Source organism: Streptomyces sp. NPDC054796, assembly GCF_053611545.1.
The window spans coordinates 12,338-30,576 of record NZ_JBSHAO010000015.1; the positions used below are offsets into that span (position 1 = coordinate 12,338).

The window sequence follows — 18,239 nt, forward strand, 5'->3', positions numbered from 1 at the left end:
CAAGTGCGAACGGTGCTCCGGAAACTACCCCGCGGCACTGACATCCGCGTCCCGCTCCCCGGCCCCCGACCCGGCCCCGCGCGGGCGCAGGCGGTCGTGGAGGGCCGCGAAGGCGGTGAACGTGAGGGGGAGCGTCAGGGCCGCCGCGACGAGGATGCCGACGATGACGGGCGCGAGGATGCCCGCGTAGTACGCGGCGAAGAAGTTGCCCGTGGCCGCTTCGAGGAGCGAGCGCACGAGGGGGCGCAGCGGCAGGGCGAGCTGCGTCACGAGCCGGAGCACTCCGGCCGTGAGCGCGGCCAGCGGCAGCGCGAGGGCGAGCACGCGGAGCCATCCGGTGCGCGTCCACATCAGCTTCCAGGAACGGCGCAGGGCCGCGACGGGGCCGAGGCCGTCGGCTGCGGCAGCCGGGGCGAGGGCGAGCGCGAGGCGCAGCAGCACGGCGATGAAGATGGCCACCATCGGGGAGTCCTGGATGAGGTTGTAGGGCAGCGAGCCGCGTTCCAGGATCTGGTCCTCGGTGTCGATGTGGTAGCCGGTGAGGCTTTCCGACACGTAGATGACGAGCACCGGCAGGGACCAGACGATCAGGCCGCGCAGCGTGTACACGGCGATCATCGGCCACGGCCGCCGCGCGGAGACGGAGACCTCGGCACGGGGCGGGTCCCCCTCTGGGGGCTCCGGAGGCGTCCGCGTCCCCGCCGCGACGGCCCGGGAGCACGCGCCCTGGAGGGCCGCGCTGCCGATGCCGAGGAGGAGCAGGAAGAGGGGCAGTGTGCAGAGGGCGACGAGTCCGAGGTCGGAGCTGTCGTGCAGGTAGGGGTCCTCGACGTAGCGGTACCAGTTGAGCTGGTTCCGCATATGGGTGAAGAGGGGCCAGGAGAGCGCGAATATCGCGGCCGTCAGCAGCAGCCCGGCCAGTCCCGCCAGCCCGACGACGCGCACCGTCGCCCCCGCCAGCACCCCCAGGTGGCGCCGCAGGACGGCGAACGTCGTGGCGGTGACGCCGCGTCGCGGGCTCGCGCCCGTCGATGGCGCCGAAGGGTCGGGCTGTGCGGTGCGCGTCATGGGGGGTGAGCCTTCTGTATGTTCCGGTTCCGTTCCAGGTGGAGACGCGGAGCGGCCCGGCACGGTTCTCCGCACGCGCCCCGGACCTGCGACTTCACGGCCCGACGCGGCATCCGGCGGGCGCGGAGGCCGTCGCGCGACGTGGTGTAGACATGCTGCCGCGCTTGTCGGTAAGCCAATCGCCTTCGAGGAACGGGGAATTCGTCTTCATCATGTTTTCCGTCATTGCCGTGGTCATATCGGTAGTCGTCGGCGCGGTGACGTATCCACTCGTCCGACGTGACCTCAGCCCGAGAGCGACGCTGGTGGCCACCGGGTGCATTGCCGTGGCCGCGGGCATCGGCTGGGTGCTGACGCTTTTCCATGTGCTGGTCGGCTGCGCGGCCGGGCTGATCGTCTACCTGGTCGCGCGCCGACACCTGACGGGCATCCAGGCGGTGGCGGCCGGCGCCGCCGCGTACGCCGCCGGCACGGCGCTGTCGGTGGGCGCCCTGATGATCGCCCTCAGCGGCATGTAGGCGGCCGACCCCGTGCACGACGAAGGGCCGGACCCTCGCCGGGTCCGGCCCTCCATACGTCCTGCTCAAGAGCGGTAGCGGTGGGATTTGAACCCACGGAGGAGTTGCCCCCTCACTCGCTTTCGAGGTCTGTTCGGGGTGGTGAGGGGGGTGTTCGGGGGCGTTCGGCGGTGTTCAGGAGGGGCGGTGGCGGTGCCGTCGGGCCCTTGGTGAACGGGCCTGAACAATCTCGTACGCCGACGAATGAGACGGAAACTGAGACGGGGGTCCGGCGCGAGCGCGGGGGCGTCGACTCAGTCTCCGTCGCCAGGGGACGGGGGCCAGAGTCCGCGTTTGCGGAGGTCGTCGCGGAGCCAGTCGGGTGCGTAGGTGCGGGTGGCGTACTGCTGGGCGCAGGGGGTGGGGCAGGCGTATTGGCCGTGGCCGGGTCCTGAGCCGACTTCGATGATCTGGACGAGCATGAGGTCGATGCGGTTGGTGTTGCAGATGATGCAGCGGGCTGTCTCGGGCCACATGGTCACCATCCCTTTGCGGTGCGGAGTGCGGTGAGGGTGGTTCCGGCGCGGATGACGAGGGCTTCACCGTCGCCGAACTCGATGCGTTTGGCGCCTCCCGCGATGTCGAGCAGGTTGAGGACGGTCATGGGGACGCCGCCGACGTTGATGACGTCGCCCTGGTGGACGGTGGCGGCGGTGATGGTGACGACGACTTGTTTCTCAGTGCGGGACATGGCGGTCCTCGTCCGGAGAGAGGGGACAGGCGCGGGGTCGTCGTTGGCCTCGTTGGCGTTGGCGTGCTTCGTGGGCGAGGACGTAGGGACGGACGAGGGGGAGAGAGGGCTCACTCTCGGACGGCGGGGCGAGGTCGGCAGTGCGGGCGGGCCGGGGAGTCTCCGCCGGACTGGAGTTGGGCGGGGCCTGGCGGTGGCGTCCGGAGGGCGGGAGTAACCAGGCGGCGGCATGGCGGAGAGGCCGGGTGAGGTGGTCGATCACGGGTTCAGCTCCCTTGTGGCGGGCGGCCGGGTGGAGACGAGGGCCCAGGCGGTGGAGCCGTCGGCGTCGCTGTCGAGGCCGAAGCGGTCGCCCCGGTCGAGGGCGGCTAAGACGGCGCGCCAGGTCTCGCGGGAGGGCGCGGCGGGGGCGTCGATCTCGACGCGGACATGACCTGGTCGGCGTCTTACGCGGGGTGTGAACCCGGCAGCGGTCAGCGCCGCCGCGATGGACTGGGCGCGCGCTTCGGGTCCGGGCACAGCGGTCCTCCGACAGGAGAAGGTCACGTGGAGTAAAGCTAGTTAACTAGGTTAGAGCTAGTGGACTAGATTTGCCACATGCCTGAGCAGCCGCCCTACCTCCGTGTCGCTGACCAGCTCCGGCAGCGCGTCAGCGACGGCGCATGGTCACCCGGAGACCGCCTGCCCTCCCGCGCCCAGTTGGGCGCCGAGTACGGAGTCGGCGAGAACGTCATCCGCCGCGCTCAGGAACTCCTCATCTCCCAGGGCGTCCTGGAAGGCCGCGCGGGCTCGGGCACCTACGTCGCCGAACCCCGTCGGCGCCTGCGCATGGTCCGCTCCCACAGCCGCGAACAGAGCGGCGGCTCACCCTTCCGCGCCGACATGAACTTCATGAACAAGGCGGGAACCTGGGAGCACCAGACCGAGGCCAAGATCCCGGCCCCACCAGACATCGCCGCCCGCCTCGGCATCACCGAGGGCGACCTGTGCGTGCGCACCCGCTACGAATTCCTCGCCGACGGCAAACCCGTCCAGCTCTCCACCAGTTGGGAGCCCTACGCGATCACGGGCGGCACTCTCGTCGTCCTCCCCGAGGGCGGCCCCTATGCGGGGCGCGGCGTCGTCGAACGCATGGCGGCCATCGACATCACCGTCACCCACGCCATCGAACAACCCGAACCCGCCCACGCCACAGCGGACGAGGCCCAACTCCTCGGCATCCCCCGCGCCGCCCTGATCACCCGCATCCACCGCACCTACCACGCCACCGACGGCCGCCCCGTGGAGACGGCCGACATCGTCATCCCTGCCGCGCACGCCGAAATCGTCTACGAAGTGCAGATCAGCACCGAGACATAGAGAGCCGACAGTTTCCCTTCGCCCTAAACCAGGAGCGTGAAGGTCGTTGAGGTGTCTCGCCACGGTTGCTGTATTTTTCTGCTTTACTGCCGGTGTTTCGGGATGCGAGATAACGACGTCTAGCACCCAAAGGGATAATATTATCCGATCGCCGCATCGAGTTGCTTTGGGTCCATGAAGGCGTTCACTGCCTGTACAAGGTCATCGAAATCGATCTGATCGGCCAACATGACACTGCGAACTGCATCTACTGCGTAGGGAGAATTAAACAGACGGCCAGCACGGAGGCCCACCCGGTGACCCCAAGAAAGTCGGATTGACAGAAATCGCGGTAAGTCCCCACGCCGAACCCCAAGTCATTCCGTCGATTTATCCGGGTCATTTTGCGCAAAGTCCATTTTCAAGACTTCCGGCAGGGATCTGACGAAGCCGTCACCCCTTAGGTACAAGGCGTAGACTTCCTCTAATGTTTTATCGAGGGGGAATGTGGCATAGTTGTTGTGCACAAGCTGATTCCTGAGTGATCCGAGTTCCATGAAACCGACCATTCCATCCTCGAATTCAGGATTATTTTTACAGTGATCCTTCATCCCTTGTTTAAATTCTGGTCCGAATAGTGCCCAGAATTTGTTTGCGTTGGGGCGATCCCACTCAAACAGAGTGTGATATTGGCGTTTCACTGCTTTCTGATCCACCAACTCGATAATCTTCACGTCCAAGGTATTCACTCGAACATGCTCTATTAGGGATGCACACACCCGAGCCTCAAAATCGCTGGACGCAGCTAGAAGAAGCACCTTTGGCAAGGTTCTTTGAAGCGTGGAGTGATGTGATACCTGAGAGGAAGAGATCAGATAGTCCAGCACACTTTTCTGGTCTTCATACATTCTTTCAATGGGTGTCATGATGCCACTTTCGAAAGCTCCGTTAGGAGTTCTCGAGTGCTCTTGAGGCGCCCCCTAACGTTCGCCGTCTTAGTGGAGCCCTCCTGCTGCCACCTGACGAACTCTGGATGCTTTCCGATGGTCGAAACCCAACTGGGCTGAATCTCCTTTAGCGTGACCCCTTCCTCGCGCATGCTCAACGCGGCACAGTAGATTGATTCAAAAAGTAGCGGACTGAAGCGCGAAGAACCTGCTTTGTATGTCTCCGGCTTCCCGGCTGCATTCAGGGAAAGGAACCAGTTCCACTCTTCACTTGTTACGCTAATAGCTTCGGGGCCGAATCCCTTCGAGTTTTTGCAGTACCGATTAACGAACGCCGTCATCGACCCTGCGTATTCGCCAGTGCCATTCCTCAGCGCCAGGCTGCGAAGGATGATTTCCATGTCTTTCATTCGTGAATCGGGATCTGGTGCTCCCAGTAGCTCACGCCATTTAGCGACTTGGTTCAGGTCGAACAGGCTCGCAAAGAAATCTGAGTGGTAGAGGCTGGCGCGGATCTCTTGGGGGTTTAGATTTACGCCTCCAGTGTTAAGCCGATTGAACATCTCAAACATCGAGGAGTCGTCGTCGCTAGGAGTCATTTGCTTGACGATGATGTTGCGGATCGTTCGAAGGTCGAATTGCCTACGGTAGTCCCCGAGAGTTTTATATGAGAGTCCGGAGAATCTATTCTTTGTGCGACCAGCAATCGTCGGCAGAACAAGATTGAAATTCTCGAAGTAGTCATCGTCTGCCAGGATGTTTTCGGCAATCCCGCCGTCGGTATTAAACAAGCTTCGCAGAGTGGCACGCTTGTCCCTGCGCGGAAATCGCCCCTTAGCGAAGAAGAAAACTGTCAAAAGCCGTTGCTGCCCATCGATTACGAGAAAGTCGTTGCGGTTTTCCTCGTACAGGAATACTTGAGGCACAGGCAGGCCGAGAATGAGGGATTCGATCAGCTTGGAAGCGCGTTTCCTGTCCCATACGTAATTCCTCTGGAAAGGGGGGATCTTGATAGCCCCCTCTTTGATGAAACTGTTAATAGTGAGCGTGTTGAAATCGTTAGGGGATGCCACGATTTCGTATTCGTCGATCTGCCCTGATGAATCGTCATCTTCGGTGATCTCGGAAAGCGCAATATTCTTTAGGTCTGTCGCTTCTTCGGGCAACGGAGTGCTCCTGCTCGGGTGGTCGTTGTCAGTACTCTAGCTTTGTACCGGCGAGTCCGTGGTTCACTTGTTCATCTTTGCTTAGGTGTCGTGCAGAGTGCGTCGGCGGTCGGTGGAGCGGCTTGGGACGGGAGCTGTGGCGAGCGATCATGGCCCCTTGACCCGGCGAGTCGGGCAGTCTGTGGGCCTGCCCGTTGAAGCATGATGTTGGGGCCATGATCATTTGCCCCATGGCGGCTACCTAAAGCCGTGGAGCCAACCGTCCCAGCCACGGGGCGACGATCCAGGTAGCGGGTTTGCCCGCCGGGTACCGGCCGCCCCGATCGGGTCTTTCGGTAACACAAAACTCTCTGTGGCCTGCTGCGCGGCAATCCCTTGTGCCTTATGGTTCCGTGCTTGGTTTTGGCCGCCGGGGCGACGGACGGCACACGCAGTTGGTGGCGTAGACATGGAAGCAGCGGCCGGCGGTCGGTCGACGCCCCCACACTGTGCGCGGCCCCTCAGTCCTTGGATCGATCCCGACTTCGTTGGGTGTCGCGGTCCTGGTGGTCTTGATGTGGTGTGTTCTTCGGCGTGTGCCTCTCGGCCCTAGATGAATGAGTCCAAGAGGTGTGGTGGCGGTTAGTGATCGTAAGCGGTGAGGGACCGCTTGACGGGTTGTCCGGTTCTGTCGTTGTGCCAGATCGCGGCGGTTAACGCGAGGATGCGCAGGAGGACCCGGACTGTCACCCCCGCCGGAGACTTGCCTCCGTGCCTTTCCAGCTCAAGCTGGCCTTTGAAGGTCTGGTTGATCGACTCGATGACCTGCCGGAGTGGTTTGAACAGATGCGTGCCAACCCGCTCGGGCTCGCCCTTGCGAGTCGGCCGTAGCAACGTCAGGTGACGCTCGGTTAGGTCGTGCTCGAACTCCCGGCCGTAGTAGTTCTTGTCGCCGATGATCGTCTGCCGTGGGTGGCTGGCCTGGACCTCCGGTGCGGTGTCGAGCATGTCGCGCAGCGTCTCGCGCTCGTCGGCCTTGGCGCCGGTCAGCGCGAACAGGACCGGCAGACCACCGAGCGTGCAGACCAGGTGCAGCCGCAGGCCCCAGAAGTACCGGGAGTGCGACGCGCAGTAGCCGTACTCGGCCCAGCCCGCGAGATCCGAGCGTTTGGCCGTTTCACGGGAGCAGCCGCAGCCGACCGGGGTGGAGTCGACCAGCCACACGTCATCGCTCCACAGGGAGGTGTCCTGGGCGAGAATCCGGATCATGCTGGTGAGCAGGGAGGACGCGGTACGCAGCCGCTTGCCGTAGCCGGACTGCTGGGGCACATAGGGGAACAAGCCGCGGAAGTCGCGGTCGACACGGCGCAGCCAGCGCCGCTCGGAGGTGTAGCCGAGCAGCGCTGAGGTCACCGCGAGCGTGAGCAGTTCGGCGTCACTGAGCGTAGGCGTAATCCCGACCTTCGGACGCCAGGGGGCCAACCACGGCGAAGCCTTCAGCTCGTCGTCGATCCGGGCGTACAGTGCCGTTGCGAGGGTGTCCAGGTCTTTCGTCACACATCGACTTTGGATGCCCTCGCGCCATGTCCGCAGGCGATCCCTTGGACTCATTCATCTAGGGATGCTGCTGGTTCTTTTCCCTCTCTAGGTCGGCCGCAGCAGCGGTAGCCCACGGGCTTCTCTCGCATCACCGGAGACGGAAGTCCTGGGCAAGGGGCGGTTGAGGCTCACGGCTGACTCTGGTGACCGCGAGCGCAACGATCCTTGAAGTCGCAGAGAAGGTAGTACCTCAAGACCGAGCGCTCTCAGCGCACCCGCCGCCTGAGCGCACTGACTGCGACGTTCCCGCGCAGCTCACCCCAACACGTGCCCGTTCATCGCCCGTGCCGCCTCCGCCAGCTCCGGCAGTTCCTCCACGACGATGCCCGCTGCCTCCAGCGTCTCGACTCCCGTGCAGTTGGTGACGAAGAGGTCGGGCTCGCGCCAGGCGATCATCACGCGGCGGACGTTCGCCCGCAACAGGAGTTGGGTGCACGACAAGGGCCGGGACTTGCGTTGGGAGCAGGGCTCAAAGGTGCTGTAGACCGTGGCCCCCGACAGGCGCTCGTCATCCGTGGCGAGCTTGTTCAGCGCCGACTCTTCGGCGTGGACGTGGGCGTCGACCTCGCGGGAGTAGCCGGAGGACATCTCCTGGCCGTTCGTGTCCACGATGACCGCGCCGACCGAGAACGCGGTGTCGCTGGGAGGGCACTGGTGGGCCAGGTTGATCGCGCGGCGCATCCAGCGGTGGTCCTCGTCGGTGGGGGTCATGCGGCGCTCTCCTTCTTGGGGAGGTAGCGCAAAAAAGGGCCACGTCTCCGATGGTTCGGGCCTCGGCCAGCGTCATGCGGCGGGTGGAGCCGCTGGGGTAGTCGGCAGCGTGGAGGAAGCGGGGTGCGGCGTCGTCGCCGACGACCAGGGGCGCTATGGCCATGTGGATCTCGTCCGCGAGGCCCTGGGAGAGGAAGCCGGTGTGGATACGGCCGCCGCCCTCGACCATCAGGCGCTCGATACCGCGCTCGCCGAGGTCGTCGAGCAGGGCACCGAAGTCGATGTCGGGGCCGGTGGAGATGACGTCGGCCAGGCCCGCCAGGCGCTCGCGGAGCTTCGGCTCGGCAGCGTCGGTCGTGTAGGCGACCTTCTCGCCGCCGTGGTGCCAGAACTTCAGGTCGGCGTCCAGGTCGCCGCTCGCCGAGACCGTGACCTTCAGCGGGTACTCGGGCTTCCCAGCCGCGACACGTGCCACGCGCCGCTGTTCACCAGAAGGCGCGGGTACGCCTTGCCGTGTCTTGACGCAGCCGCTGCTGAGGCGCGGTCAGCACCTCAGGACGAGGCGTCCGGTCGGTGGCGTGGGCGCTGGTTGTATCCGCGGGCCGGGTCGTTCGCGCCGTGTTCCACGATGAGTTCGTTCTCGCGCCGGAGCACTTCCCTGGTCGTCGCGTTCTCGGACTCCCACAGGATCTGCTTGCGAAGAGTGAAGTCCCGCAGGTCCGCGCGGTCGAAGTCACGATCCAGCAGTTCCTTCGAAGGGCTTCCGAAGTAGGTGAGCCGACTGTCAGTGCGGTCCGAGCCGACGTAGATCTTCCCGTTGGGGTACGTGATCTTGTAGATGACCTTCATGCTGTGACGGTAAGGGCACGCACTGACAGTGGACGCCGCCTTCGCGGGTCACCAGGTGCCGCGTCACGTCGACTGACTGAGACCCAAGACTGAGACCCCCCCACGACGAAGGGCCGGACCCCCGTGGGATCCGGCCCTCCATACGTCCTGCTCAAGAGCGGTAGCGGTGGGATTTGAACCCACGGAGGAGTTGCCCCCTCACTCGCTTTCGAGGCGAGCTCCTTCGGCCGCTCGGACACGCTACCGAGAGGAACTCTAGCCCACGGGGCCCCGTGGGTCGAAATCGGTTCCGGGATCGTGCGGGGGATCGCGGCGGATCAGGGGGTGGGGCGGCGGAAGAAGTCGGTGAGGAGGGCGGCGGACTCCTGGGCGAGGACGCCGTGGATGACCTCCGGGCGGTGGTTGAGGCGACGGTCGCGGACCACGTCCCAGAGGGAGCCGACGGCGCCCGCCTTGGCGTCGACGGCGCCGTAGACCACGCGGTCCAGGCGCGCGAGCACGGTGGCGCCGGCGCACATCGTGCAGGGTTCCAGGGTCACCAGCAGGGTGCACCCCGTGAGGCGCCACTCGCCCCTCGCGCGGGCCGCCTCGCGGATCGCGACGACCTCGGCGTGCGCCGTCGGGTCGCCCGTCGCCTCGCGCTCGTTGCGGCCACGGCCCAGGACGCCGCCGTCCGGGCCGAGCACGACCGCGCCGACCGGGACGTCCCCCGTCCCGGTCGCCCGTTCGGCCTCGTCCAGCGCGAGGCGCATCGCCGCGCGCCACGGATCGCGTACGGGGTCGGGCCCGGCGGCGGGCCCCGGAACGGCGTCGGGGGTCATGGGGACAGTGTCCCTCTCGGCCCTGTCGCGCGGGCTCACGCCCCCGCCGCGCACAGCGCCGCGCGCCGTGCGCCGCACGTCGCGCGGCGGACCGGACCCGCCCGCGGTCCGGTCCACCGCCGCACGCACACGCGCCGCACGCACAAGCACGCACGCGCACGCGACGGCCCCACGCTCAGCGCACGGCCTCCAGCACATCCGTGCAGCCCAACGCGTCCGCGATCTCCGTGAGCGCGTCCTCCGAGGTCAGCGTGAGCAGGGCCTTCTCCTCCAGGCCGAAGTCGGAGAGCACTGCCGGGTCGCCCAGCGGCCCGGGTGGCGCGGTGCTCTCCGCGTCCGTGTTCTCGGGGTCCTCCTCCTTGGTCTCATCGGGTTCCCCGTCCTCCGTGCCGTCGAGGTCCACGAGCTGGTCGAGAGCTGCGGGATCCTCGGGCTCGCGGCCCAGCAGCTCGTCGGAGAGCAGTATCTCGCCGTACGAACTGCGCATGGCCGCCGCGGCGTCCGAGACGTAGACGCGTGGATCGTCTTCGCCGTCCACGCGGACGACTCCGAACCACTCACCCTCCTGCTCGATGCAGACCAGCACAGTCTCGTCGTCCGTCGCGGCCTCACGGGCCAGGTCGGCCAGATCGGCCAGGGTCTCCACGTCATCGAGCTCTGCGTCGCTCGCTTCCCACCCGTCTTCGGTGCGCGCGAGCAGTGCGGCGAAATACACCGTGACTCTCCCACTGGTTTCAGATGTGCCCGAGTGCTGCTGACGAGGACTGCGGCCCCGCCCCATCGGAATCGTGGCAGAAACCGAGGCTGTGCGAAGGGTCTTCGACAGTGCGTCGTCCGGGTGTTTGCGCAGATCTCACCGTCCAGACCGCTGATCGCGACACAGAGTGACCGATCGCTGGCGCTGCGCTGCCCCGCATGACTCACCAGCGGAAAGTCCGCATACGCATGTGCTGCCGCATACGGGCGGCGCGGGCGCGGCGCGGCTGGACGCGGTCGCGCAGCTCCCGGGCCTCGTTCAGCTCTCGGAGAAAACGGGCCCGGCGGCGCAGCCGGTCCGCGTCGGTCGCGTTGGACCTGCCACGGCCGCCGGCGTCCGCCGCGCTCCCGGCCTTCCCCGGGCGCCCCGGCTTCCCCGGCTGCTCGGGCTTCCCGGACTGCTCGGGTCTCTCAGGTCTCTCGGATCTCTCGGGCTTCTGCGGATAGGGCATCTGCACACCTCCGGCGTACTCGCCTACCTTCCCTCTCGTCGGCGGGGGTACGCCAGTGCTGTCACGGGGACCGCCTCGGATACTGTCGAAGCATGCGGACCCACGTCGTCGACCACCCGCTGGTGGCGCACAAACTGACCACCCTGCGCGACGAGCGCACCGACTCGCCGACCTTCCGGCGCCTGGCCGACGAGTTGGTGACCCTCCTCGCGTACGAAGCGACCCGTGACGTGCGGACCGAGCAGGTCGCCATCCGGACGCCCGTGACGGAGACGACGGGCGTGCGCCTGTCCCACCCGCGTCCGCTCGTGGTGCCGATCATCCGCGCCGGGCTCGGCATGCTGGAGGGCATGGTCAGGCTGCTGCCGACGGCCGAGGTCGGCTTCCTCGGCATGGTGCGCGACGAGGAGACGCTTCAGGCGTCCACCTACGCCACCCGGATGCCGGACGACCTGTCCGGGCGGCAGGTGTACGTGCTGGACCCGATGCTCGCGACCGGCGGCACGCTCGTCGCGGCCATCAGGGAGCTGATCAGCCGCGGGGCCGACGATGTGACGGCGCTGTGCCTGCTGGCCGCGCCCGAGGGCGTCGAGGTCATGGAGCGCGAGCTGGCCGGTACGCCGGTGACCGTCGTGACGGCCTCCGTGGACGAGCGGCTCAACGAGCAGGGCTTCATCGTGCCGGGCCTCGGCGACGCGGGCGACCGCATGTACGGCACGGCAGGCTGACGGCTCGGCTCGGCTCGGCCCGGTTCGCTGTTCGCGGTTCGCCGACGGTTCGGTTCTGGGCTGAGCGGCCGGTTTCGGCCGTCCCCCCTTGTACGGGGCCGTACGGGTCAGGCCCTCGGGCCCGCCCGCTCAGCCGCTCAGAGCCTCAGCACCGCGACGGCTTCGCCGACGGCTTGGGGTGGGCCAGGGCGGCCAGCGCCTTGTCGGCGTCCTTCTCCTTGGCGAGCTTCTTGAAGTCGTCGCCGAGGACGAGGTCGACGTCGTCGCCGTCGCGTTCGTCGTAGCGGGTGTCGGCGCCCTTGAGCTGGGTGCCGAGGACCTTGAAGTTCGACGCGGTCGTCTTGCCTGGCGCGCCCAGGAGGACGCCGGCCGACTTGACCTTCTTGTCCAGCTCGGCCGGGGCGTTGCCCACCTTGCCGATCTTGAAGCCGCGCTTCTTCAGCTCCTCCGAGGTGGACTTGGCGAGACCGCTCTGCTTGGTGGCGTTGAGGACGTTGACGGTGATGGAGCCGGGCTTCGGCAGCTTGCCGTCCTTCCCGCTCCCCTTGCTGCCCTTGCCGTCCTCGCCGCTCTTGCCGTCCTTCCCGCTCTCGTTCTTTCCGTTCTTCCCGGCGGCCTCGCCCTTCGCCGACTCGGTGTCCCCGCAGTCCTCGCCCGAGGCGCTGGAGGCGCGTGCCGTACCGCTGCCGCCGCCAGAGAAGACGTCGATGAGCTGGAGCGTTCCCCATCCGGCCAGACTGAGCGCCGCGACCGCGGCGATGCTCGCGAGCACGATCCTGCGGCGGTTGCGCGGGCGGCGCATCTGCGGGTAGCGGTCGCCCGTCACACGGTACTTTCCGCCCATGCCGGGGGGAGTCAGCATGCTCATATGCGCAGCGTAATGCGCGATGACAGCACTGCCTACTAGATGATCAATGGCCGGTGCGGGGCACAACCCAAAAGGGCCAATATGCGAGCTGATGTCGCGTCAGACGCGAGGTGGGGAGGGGTGCGGGGGCGTCGCGGCCGTGCACCCGTACGGCTGTACGGGCGCTCCCCCGGCGTGGCGGCAGACCCAGCAGGGGGCCGGGCCCGGCGCGTCAGTCCAGTTCGAGGACGCGGGCGTGCAGTACCTGCCGCTGCTGGAGCGCGGCGCGTACGGCCCGGTGGAGCCCGTCCTCCAGATAGAGGTCGCCCTGCCACTTCACGACGTGGGCGAAGAGGTCGCCGTAGAACGTGGAGTCCTCGGCGAGGAGGGTCTCCAGATCGAGCTGGCCCTTGGTGGTGACGAGCTGGTCAAGGCGCACCGGGCGTGGGGCGACATCCGCCCACTGGCGGGTGCTTTCCCGGCCGTGGTCGGGGTACGGCCGCCCGTTTCCGATTCGCTTGAAGATCACACGGAAAGCCTACCGGGCCGCGGGTGCCGGGCGCAGCCTCCTGCCCCTCTTCTCAGTGGCCCGGATCACGTCCGCTGGTGACGTGATCCGGGCCATGACCTGCCGCGCGGGCGGTGCGCACGGGGTTTACGGGGCCTACGGGAGGTCTACGAGAGGTCTACGGGAGGGCGCCGGTGTCCCAGGAATAGTGACCGACGGCGTTGGCGATCACCTTGAGGTTGACGTCGAACGCCTTCTGGTCGATGTTGCCGATGCCGTCGCACGCCTGGTGGTAGCAGCCGTCGTACGCGGCGCCCGCCGTGCCGCCCCACAGTTCCCGCTGGGCCTCGGTCTTGATGCCCTCGGCCCCGGTGAAGGTGCCGCCCGCGGGGATTCCGGCCTCGATGAAGGGGCCGTAGTCGGAGCGGCCGGTGAAGTCGGTGCCGCGGGGCTGCTCGCCGCGCGAGGTGATGAAGGCGTTGATGTCCGCCTCCAGCGCCGCCGAGCCCTCGGGGCCCGGGCCCTCGCCGACGCCGTCGGAGTCGTCGCCGTCGTACACGAACAGGCCGTAGTTGGGCGACGCGATCATGTCGAAGTTCAGATAGAGGGCGATCTTGTCGCGCTCGGCCTGGGAGAGGTGCTCGACGTAGTGCTCGGAGCCCTGGAGGCCCAGTTCCTCTGCCGACCACAGCGCGAACCGCACCTTGTTCCGCTTGTCCCCCGCGTGCGTGTCGTGCCGCTGCCCGCGTACGAAGGAGGGGTCGGCCTTGGCGAGCTGGAGCGCCGACTCCAGGATGCCCGCGCTGCCCGAGCCGTTGTCGTTGATGCCGGGGCCCTCGGCCACGGAGTCGAGGTGGGCGCCGAGCATGGCGACGTTGTCCGCGTCGCCGCCGCGCGTCTCGGCGATGACGTTCGGGGTGGTGCGCTGCTCCTGGAACTCCCGCACCTCCAGGTTCACCCGCACCGTCCCCCTGGCGACCTCGGCGGAGAGCGCCTCGCCGTCGGCCTTGCTGATCCCGCCGGTGGGGACGCGTCCGGCGGTGGCGTCGCCCAGGGTGCCGTTCAGCTCGCCGTCGACGTTGTTGTAGACCACGGCGCCGACCGCTCCGGCCCCGGCCGCCGCCGCCTGCTTCTCCGCGAAGGTGCAGCCGCCGCGCCGGATGAGGGCGATCTTTCCGTCGAAGGCGCCGGACGCGTAGTCGGCGGCCTGGCAGCCGGTGCTGTCGTCCGCGTCGACGGGGACCTCGGCGACGGCCGCCTCCGTGCCGCCGACCGGCGTGCTCGGGGTGTACGTCATCAGCTTCAGCGGCACGTCGCGCCCGCCCTCGCCGAGGACCGTCAGGCGTTCGGCGAGGGTCTCGCGGTAGACGAAGTCGAAGTCCTCGTAGCTGACCTTGTAGCCCGCCGCCTTGAGCAGCACGCCCGCGTACTTCGCCGACAGCTCGTGGCCACGGGTGCCTGCGGCCCGGTTGCCGTCGTGGGCTTCGGCGATGGCCTGGAACGCCTTCAGATGGCGGGTGGCGGCCTTGGCTCCGGTGCGCTGGACCAGCTTGCGGGCCAGCCTGTCGGCCTCTTTGGCGGGGTCTTTCCCGAGGGCGGCTGCCGCTGCCGCGCTTGCGGTGCGGTCGGCGGCGCGTGCCTCGGCGGCCGAGGGGGAGGTGGAGGCGGCCAGGAGCAGGGGGGCCGCCAGGGCGGTCGCGGCCAGCGCCGCGACGGTCGCGCGACTCCTGTACGGAGCCGGGGCGGGTCTTCGGGAGGGCGCCTGGGCTGTGCGCATGATCGGGTCCTTCCTTCCGGTGCGTGCGGCGCGCGTACGGGTGCGTACGGGCGCGCCGACGGGGAAAGCGCTGCTGTTCGGCGTGGGGGGACCCGTGTCCGGGTTACGGACGCGATGCAGGGAACGTAGCCGCCCCGAGGCGCCGGGGGAACAGGCTGGGGCTCGGTCGTGTGCGCGCTGAGCGCGGGGGCGTGACGGGGTAGAAAGGTTCTTATGCGACGTAACGGTAAATTTCTTTCCCTGCTGGGCGCCACCGGACTGCTGCTGGGCGCCGCGCTGACGGGCTGCTCGGACTCCGGTGGCGGCTCGGGTCCGGGCTCGGACTCGGAGTCGGCGTCCCCGAAGAAGTCGGCGTCGGAGTCGGCATCGGAATCGGCGTCCGCCTCGCCCTCCGGTTCCGTCTCCGGCTCCGGTTCCGCGCCGGCCTCCGTACGGAACGGGCTCAAGGCCCTGGACACCGGCGAGAAGGACGTCCAGGGCGGCACGGCCTTCGACCTGGAACGTGACGACGACGGCTCGCACCTGTGGGACCTGAAGGTCGCGACGGAGGACGGCAAGCAGTTCAATCTGCGGATCTCCGAGGACGGCGGCAAGGTCACCCAGAAGCGCGAGGACACCACGCCCGACGACGACGTGGCCAAGCTGAAGGGCGCCGAGGTCACGGCGCAGAAGGCCGTGGACATCGCGTCAGGCCGTCACAAGGGCGAGGACCTGGCGTCGCTGGAGATCGACCAGGACGCGCGGGGCACGCTCATCTGGCAGGTGAACACGGTCAAGGGCGATGGCGGCGGGGACGGCGCCAGCGCCAGTGCCGACGCCGACGATGCGGCGGAGAACGAGACCCTTATCGACGCCAGGACCGGAAAGGTGACCGGACAGAAGGCCGACGACTGACCGGTGGGAGGAGAGCGATGCGCGGGACAGGTCCGGCTCAGGAGCCCGAGTCGGAGCCGGAGCCGGAGCCGGAGTCCGGGGCCAGGAGGGCGCGGAAAGCCTCGTTGACCGTGCACGTGGGGCACGAGGAACTGGTGATCCGTCAGCGGTACGAGACGGTCAGCATCCTCAACGACATCCTCATCGCCGTCTGGTTCATCGTCGGCAGCGTCATGTTCTTCTCCCCCGACTGGACGAGGACGGGGACCTGGTGCTTCCTCTTCGGGAGCGTGGAGCTGCTCATCCGGCCGGTGATCCGGCTGTCCCGGCAGCTCCACCTCCGGCGGCTCGGCTCCCTGCACGAGGGAGCCACCCCCGAGTCCTCGCAGGACTACTGAACGGCCGCTGAACGGCTGTCGTGCGACGGCTACCGCGCGACGGCTACCGCGCCGCGCTCTTGTCCTCGCGGCGGTGCCGGGCAGCCGCAGCCGGGTCCTCCTTGAAGGCCCACCGCATCTTCGGCTCCATCGCGAACCGGAACGCCCGCTGCACGGGCGTCGTGCACAGCGCCGTGATGACCGCTCCCGCGATGACCGTCACACCGATGGCGCCCCACGGGGTGTGGATCCAGTCCGTCTCGTACCAGTCCCAGAAGCGGGAGCCCTTGGCGAGGAAGCCGTGCAGCAGGTAGCCGTAGAGCGTTCCTGCGCCCAGTGCGGTGAACCACATGTGGCGGCGCGGCACCCAGGCCAGGAAGCAGGCCGTCAGCACCATCGAGCAGCCGAACAGCGCGAAGGTCATCACGACCCCCACCCACCACTGGACGCCCAGCTCCTGTGCGCTGTCGCGGTGGTAGAACCAGACCGAGTTCATGCGCTCGACGGCCCAGTACGAGAAGAGCAGGCCGAGCCCGATCACCGGGAGTGACAGCAGCCGGGCCCTGCGCGTGCGCACCAGGTCGAAGTGCTCGGGGCGCAGGTTGAGGCCGATGACGAAGAACGGCAGGAACTGGAGCACGCGCTGGAGGTCCAGATCGTCGCCGATGTCGGGGGAGACGGAGGCGAGGACGGCGATGGCCAGCGCGAGCGCGACGGGCCAGCGGACCATCTTCCACAGCGGGGTCGTCAGCCGCCAGATGAACAGGGCGGCGAGGAACCAGGTGAGGTACCAGGGGTCGAGCAGGCTGATCGGGTAGCCGGGGTCGTCGTCGGCCCAGCGCTTGAAGAAGCTGTAGGCGACCTCGAAGAGCACGTACGGCACGCCGACGCCGGTGACCAGGCGCTTGAGCTGGTCCGGCCTGCCCGTGAAGCTGCGCGAGAAGTAGCCGGAGATGACCATGAACGCCGGCATGTGGAAGGTGTAGACGAAGATGTAGAGCGCTGCCGCCGTACGCGATTCGTCCCGCAGTGGTTCCCAGGCGTGGCCGAACGCGACGAGCACGATCGCCAGGTACTTGGCGTTGTCGAAGAACGGATCCCGCGACTTCGGTTTCGGCTTCGCGGTGGCGTCGGTGGTACCAGCGGTACCGGTGGCACTGGTGTTACCGGCCGCGTGGCCGGTTCCGGCCACGGCGGCGTCTTGTCTGCCTGCTGCGTCCTTCGACTCCTGGGGGACGGCCGGGGGGAGCGGGGACCGTTGGGGACTGCGTTGGCGCAGGCTGTGTGTCACAGAGCCTCCCGACGGGGGTAACGGCTGCGACGTACGGCATGCCCTGAGCGCGGAGCTGCGGAGAACATCGACAGCACTGTAGTAGGGGCGACCTGAAGCGTAAATTCACCCGGCCCGTCGCGGTACTCCGTGGTGGCTGAAACAGAGTACGCGGTCCGTTCTGCGGCAAGTCGGTGGGCTGGTCACGGAGTTCGCGGGCGGCGCGCGAAGCGACCGGAACCCGTCCCTCTGGCGACCGGAACCCGTCCCTCTGCGGGGGCACCAGCCCGGGCGGGGCGCGGTGGCCTGCCGTGCCCCGCCCCGGAGGCTCAGACGTTGACGCCGAAGTCGGCGGCGATTCCGGCCAGGCCCGAGGCATAGCCCTGTCCGATGGCGCGGAACTTCCACTCGCCGCCGTGCCGGTACAGCTCCCCGAAGACCATCGCGGTCTCCGTCGAGGCGTCCTCGGTGAGGTCGTAGCGGGCCAGTTCCCTGCCGTCGGCGCGGTTGACGACGCGGATGAACGCGTTGCGCACCTGGCCGAAGCTCTGGCCACGGCTCTCGGCGTCGTGGATGGAGACGGGGAAGACGACGCGCTCGATGGCGGCGGGCAGCCCGGCGAGGTTGACGTTCACCGACTCGTCGTCGCCCTCGCCCTCACCGGTGAGGTTGTCGCCGGTGTGCTCGACGGCGCCGTCCGGGCTGGTGAGGTTGTTGTAGAAGACGAAGTGCTGGTCCGAGGCCACCTTGCCCGAGGCGTCGCACAGCAGCGCCGACGCGTCGAGGTCGTAGTCCGTGCCGGTGGTGGTGCGGACGTCCCAGCCGAGACCGACGGTCACGGCGGTGAGGCCGGGTGCTTCCTTGGACAGCGAGACGTTGCCGCCCTTGGCCAGCGAGACTCCCATGTTGTCCTCCGTGCTCTGCG

At 67.6% G+C, this 18,239-nt stretch carries 22 protein-coding genes, 1 tRNA gene and 1 pseudogene; 5 read left to right on the top strand and 19 right to left on the bottom strand.

Translation table 11 applies throughout. The annotated features are described in order from the left end of the window. Positions 1–24 precede the first annotated feature (24 nt). On the bottom strand, positions 25–1,068 hold the full coding sequence (locus ACWGJ2_RS15005) for a hypothetical protein (protein ID WP_453346510.1): 1,044 nt from the start codon (positions 1,066–1,068) through the stop codon (positions 25–27). Between the two features lie 230 nt (positions 1,069–1,298). Here ACWGJ2_RS15005 and ACWGJ2_RS15010 point away from each other — a divergent pair, with 230 nt between their 5' ends. Further along, positions 1,299–1,586, top strand: coding sequence for a hypothetical protein (locus ACWGJ2_RS15010; RefSeq protein WP_453346511.1), 288 nt, complete (start codon positions 1,299–1,301; stop codon positions 1,584–1,586). A gap of 293 nt (positions 1,587–1,879) precedes the next feature. Here ACWGJ2_RS15010 and ACWGJ2_RS15015 read toward each other — a convergent pair whose 3' ends face one another. The 3 genes from ACWGJ2_RS15015 to ACWGJ2_RS15025 all read right to left on the bottom strand — a co-directional run bounded on the left by ACWGJ2_RS15015 (position 1,880) and on the right by ACWGJ2_RS15025 (position 2,835). After that, the gene (locus ACWGJ2_RS15015) at positions 1,880–2,101 is read right to left on the bottom strand and encodes a hypothetical protein (protein WP_453346512.1); all 222 of its coding nucleotides are present in this window, start codon (positions 2,099–2,101) and stop codon (positions 1,880–1,882) included. 2 nt (positions 2,102–2,103) lie between these two features. Beyond that, the gene (locus tag ACWGJ2_RS15020; protein ID WP_453346513.1) at positions 2,104–2,316 is read right to left on the bottom strand and encodes a hypothetical protein; all 213 of its coding nucleotides are present in this window, start codon (positions 2,314–2,316) and stop codon (positions 2,104–2,106) included. Positions 2,317–2,574: 258 nt separating this feature from the next. Further along, the gene (locus ACWGJ2_RS15025) at positions 2,575–2,835 is read right to left on the bottom strand and encodes a hypothetical protein (RefSeq protein WP_453346514.1); all 261 of its coding nucleotides are present in this window, start codon (positions 2,833–2,835) and stop codon (positions 2,575–2,577) included. A 78-nt stretch (positions 2,836–2,913) separates the two neighbouring features. On the opposite strand from ACWGJ2_RS15025, the gene ACWGJ2_RS15030 reads away from it, so the two are divergent. After that, positions 2,914–3,675 (top strand): GntR family transcriptional regulator, encoded by a 762-nt coding sequence (locus ACWGJ2_RS15030; RefSeq protein WP_453346515.1) that lies wholly within the window; start codon positions 2,914–2,916, stop codon positions 3,673–3,675. A 356-nt stretch (positions 3,676–4,031) separates the two neighbouring features. Here the strand turns inward: ACWGJ2_RS15030 and ACWGJ2_RS15035 are convergent, their stop codons facing one another. From ACWGJ2_RS15035 to ACWGJ2_RS15080, 10 genes and pseudogenes are all read right to left on the bottom strand, one after another. After that, positions 4,032–4,580, bottom strand: coding sequence for a HEPN domain-containing protein (locus tag ACWGJ2_RS15035; protein WP_453346516.1), 549 nt, complete (start codon positions 4,578–4,580; stop codon positions 4,032–4,034). Further along, entirely contained in the window at positions 4,577–5,767 is a 1,191-nt protein-coding gene (locus ACWGJ2_RS15040) for a DUF262 domain-containing protein (protein WP_453346517.1), read from the bottom strand. Before ACWGJ2_RS15040 ends, ACWGJ2_RS15035 begins: the two co-directional genes overlap by 4 nt. Positions 5,768–6,388: 621 nt before the next feature. Further along, positions 6,389–7,303 (bottom strand): IS982 family transposase, encoded by a 915-nt coding sequence (locus ACWGJ2_RS15045; RefSeq protein ID WP_453346518.1) that lies wholly within the window; start codon positions 7,301–7,303, stop codon positions 6,389–6,391. A gap of 297 nt (positions 7,304–7,600) precedes the next feature. Further along, on the bottom strand, positions 7,601–8,056 hold the full coding sequence (locus ACWGJ2_RS15050) for a deaminase (RefSeq protein ID WP_453346519.1): 456 nt from the start codon (positions 8,054–8,056) through the stop codon (positions 7,601–7,603). A 100-nt stretch (positions 8,057–8,156) separates the two neighbouring features. After that, positions 8,157–8,531: pseudogene (locus tag ACWGJ2_RS15055) on the bottom strand (RibD family protein); the annotation flags it as partial. Positions 8,532–8,608: 77 nt separating this feature from the next. Beyond that, the gene (locus ACWGJ2_RS15060; RefSeq protein WP_453346520.1) at positions 8,609–8,905 is read right to left on the bottom strand and encodes a hypothetical protein; all 297 of its coding nucleotides are present in this window, start codon (positions 8,903–8,905) and stop codon (positions 8,609–8,611) included. Positions 8,906–9,063: 158 nt separating this feature from the next. Next, a tRNA-Ser gene (locus tag ACWGJ2_RS15065) sits at positions 9,064–9,150 on the bottom strand. 72 nt (positions 9,151–9,222) lie between these two features. Beyond that, complete coding sequence (gene tadA / locus ACWGJ2_RS15070) at positions 9,223–9,726, bottom strand: tRNA adenosine(34) deaminase TadA (protein ID WP_453346521.1); 504 nt, start codon at positions 9,724–9,726, stop codon at positions 9,223–9,225. 175 nt (positions 9,727–9,901) lie between these two features. Further along, positions 9,902–10,441, bottom strand: coding sequence for a tRNA adenosine deaminase-associated protein (locus ACWGJ2_RS15075; protein WP_453346522.1), 540 nt, complete (start codon positions 10,439–10,441; stop codon positions 9,902–9,904). Positions 10,442–10,646: 205 nt separating this feature from the next. Beyond that, positions 10,647–10,934 (bottom strand): hypothetical protein, encoded by a 288-nt coding sequence (locus ACWGJ2_RS15080; protein ID WP_453346523.1) that lies wholly within the window; start codon positions 10,932–10,934, stop codon positions 10,647–10,649. A 92-nt stretch (positions 10,935–11,026) separates the two neighbouring features. On the opposite strand from ACWGJ2_RS15080, the gene upp reads away from it, so the two are divergent. Next, the gene (gene upp, locus ACWGJ2_RS15085; RefSeq protein WP_453346524.1) at positions 11,027–11,662 is read left to right on the top strand and encodes a uracil phosphoribosyltransferase; all 636 of its coding nucleotides are present in this window, start codon (positions 11,027–11,029) and stop codon (positions 11,660–11,662) included. 145 nt (positions 11,663–11,807) lie between these two features. Here upp and ACWGJ2_RS15090 read toward each other — a convergent pair whose 3' ends face one another. The 3 genes from ACWGJ2_RS15090 to ACWGJ2_RS15100 form a co-directional block, all read right to left on the bottom strand. Next, complete coding sequence (locus ACWGJ2_RS15090) at positions 11,808–12,530, bottom strand: LytR C-terminal domain-containing protein (RefSeq protein WP_453346525.1); 723 nt, start codon at positions 12,528–12,530, stop codon at positions 11,808–11,810. A gap of 211 nt (positions 12,531–12,741) precedes the next feature. Next, positions 12,742–13,038 (bottom strand): type II toxin-antitoxin system VapB family antitoxin, encoded by a 297-nt coding sequence (locus ACWGJ2_RS15095; RefSeq protein ID WP_003999914.1) that lies wholly within the window; start codon positions 13,036–13,038, stop codon positions 12,742–12,744. Between the two features lie 157 nt (positions 13,039–13,195). Further along, entirely contained in the window at positions 13,196–14,794 is a 1,599-nt protein-coding gene (locus tag ACWGJ2_RS15100) for a M28 family metallopeptidase (RefSeq protein ID WP_453346526.1), read from the bottom strand. A 213-nt stretch (positions 14,795–15,007) separates the two neighbouring features. On the opposite strand from ACWGJ2_RS15100, the gene ACWGJ2_RS15105 reads away from it, so the two are divergent. Then, positions 15,008–15,688: a PepSY domain-containing protein gene (locus tag ACWGJ2_RS15105; protein WP_453346527.1), complete on the top strand. Its 681-nt coding sequence runs from the start codon at positions 15,008–15,010 to the stop codon at positions 15,686–15,688. A 17-nt stretch (positions 15,689–15,705) separates the two neighbouring features. Beyond that, entirely contained in the window at positions 15,706–16,065 is a 360-nt protein-coding gene (locus tag ACWGJ2_RS15110; RefSeq protein ID WP_453346528.1) for a YrhK family protein, read from the top strand. Between the two features lie 43 nt (positions 16,066–16,108). Here the strand turns inward: ACWGJ2_RS15110 and ACWGJ2_RS15115 are convergent, their stop codons facing one another. After that, positions 16,109–17,335: an acyltransferase family protein gene (locus ACWGJ2_RS15115; RefSeq protein ID WP_453346529.1), complete on the bottom strand. Its 1,227-nt coding sequence runs from the start codon at positions 17,333–17,335 to the stop codon at positions 16,109–16,111. Between the two features lie 308 nt (positions 17,336–17,643). Then, positions 17,644–18,219 carry a TerD family protein gene (locus ACWGJ2_RS15120; RefSeq protein WP_453346530.1) on the bottom strand — a complete coding sequence of 192 codons (576 nt, stop codon included), beginning with the start codon at positions 18,217–18,219 and terminating at the stop codon, positions 17,644–17,646. Positions 18,220–18,239: the final 20 nt, after the last annotated feature.

What these genes read in the sequence shown, in the direction of transcription:
- ACWGJ2_RS15120 (WP_453346530.1), bottom strand. Translation starts at nt 18,219, where the DNA reads ATGGGAGTCTCGCTGGCCAAGGGCGGCAACGTCTCGCTGTCCAAGGAA.
- ACWGJ2_RS15080 (WP_453346523.1), bottom strand. Translation starts at nt 10,934, where the DNA reads ATGCCCTATCCGCAGAAGCCCGAGAGATCCGAGAGACCTGAGAGACCC.
- ACWGJ2_RS15020 (WP_453346513.1), bottom strand. Translation starts at nt 2,316, where the DNA reads ATGTCCCGCACTGAGAAACAAGTCGTCGTCACCATCACCGCCGCCACC.
- ACWGJ2_RS15105 (WP_453346527.1), top strand. Translation starts at nt 15,008, where the DNA reads ATGCGACGTAACGGTAAATTTCTTTCCCTGCTGGGCGCCACCGGACTG.
- ACWGJ2_RS15050 (WP_453346519.1), bottom strand. Translation starts at nt 8,056, where the DNA reads ATGACCCCCACCGACGAGGACCACCGCTGGATGCGCCGCGCGATCAAC.
- ACWGJ2_RS15100 (WP_453346526.1), bottom strand. Translation starts at nt 14,794, where the DNA reads ATGCGCACAGCCCAGGCGCCCTCCCGAAGACCCGCCCCGGCTCCGTAC.
- ACWGJ2_RS15060 (WP_453346520.1), bottom strand. Translation starts at nt 8,905, where the DNA reads ATGAAGGTCATCTACAAGATCACGTACCCCAACGGGAAGATCTACGTC.
- ACWGJ2_RS15015 (WP_453346512.1), bottom strand. Translation starts at nt 2,101, where the DNA reads ATGTGGCCCGAGACAGCCCGCTGCATCATCTGCAACACCAACCGCATC.
- ACWGJ2_RS15110 (WP_453346528.1), top strand. Translation starts at nt 15,706, where the DNA reads ATGCGCGGGACAGGTCCGGCTCAGGAGCCCGAGTCGGAGCCGGAGCCG.
- ACWGJ2_RS15005 (WP_453346510.1), bottom strand. Translation starts at nt 1,068, where the DNA reads ATGACGCGCACCGCACAGCCCGACCCTTCGGCGCCATCGACGGGCGCG.
- ACWGJ2_RS15090 (WP_453346525.1), bottom strand. Translation starts at nt 12,530, where the DNA reads ATGAGCATGCTGACTCCCCCCGGCATGGGCGGAAAGTACCGTGTGACG.
- ACWGJ2_RS15030 (WP_453346515.1), top strand. Translation starts at nt 2,914, where the DNA reads ATGCCTGAGCAGCCGCCCTACCTCCGTGTCGCTGACCAGCTCCGGCAG.
- ACWGJ2_RS15035 (WP_453346516.1), bottom strand. Translation starts at nt 4,580, where the DNA reads ATGACACCCATTGAAAGAATGTATGAAGACCAGAAAAGTGTGCTGGAC.
- upp (WP_453346524.1), top strand. Translation starts at nt 11,027, where the DNA reads ATGCGGACCCACGTCGTCGACCACCCGCTGGTGGCGCACAAACTGACC.
- tadA (WP_453346521.1), bottom strand. Translation starts at nt 9,726, where the DNA reads ATGACCCCCGACGCCGTTCCGGGGCCCGCCGCCGGGCCCGACCCCGTA.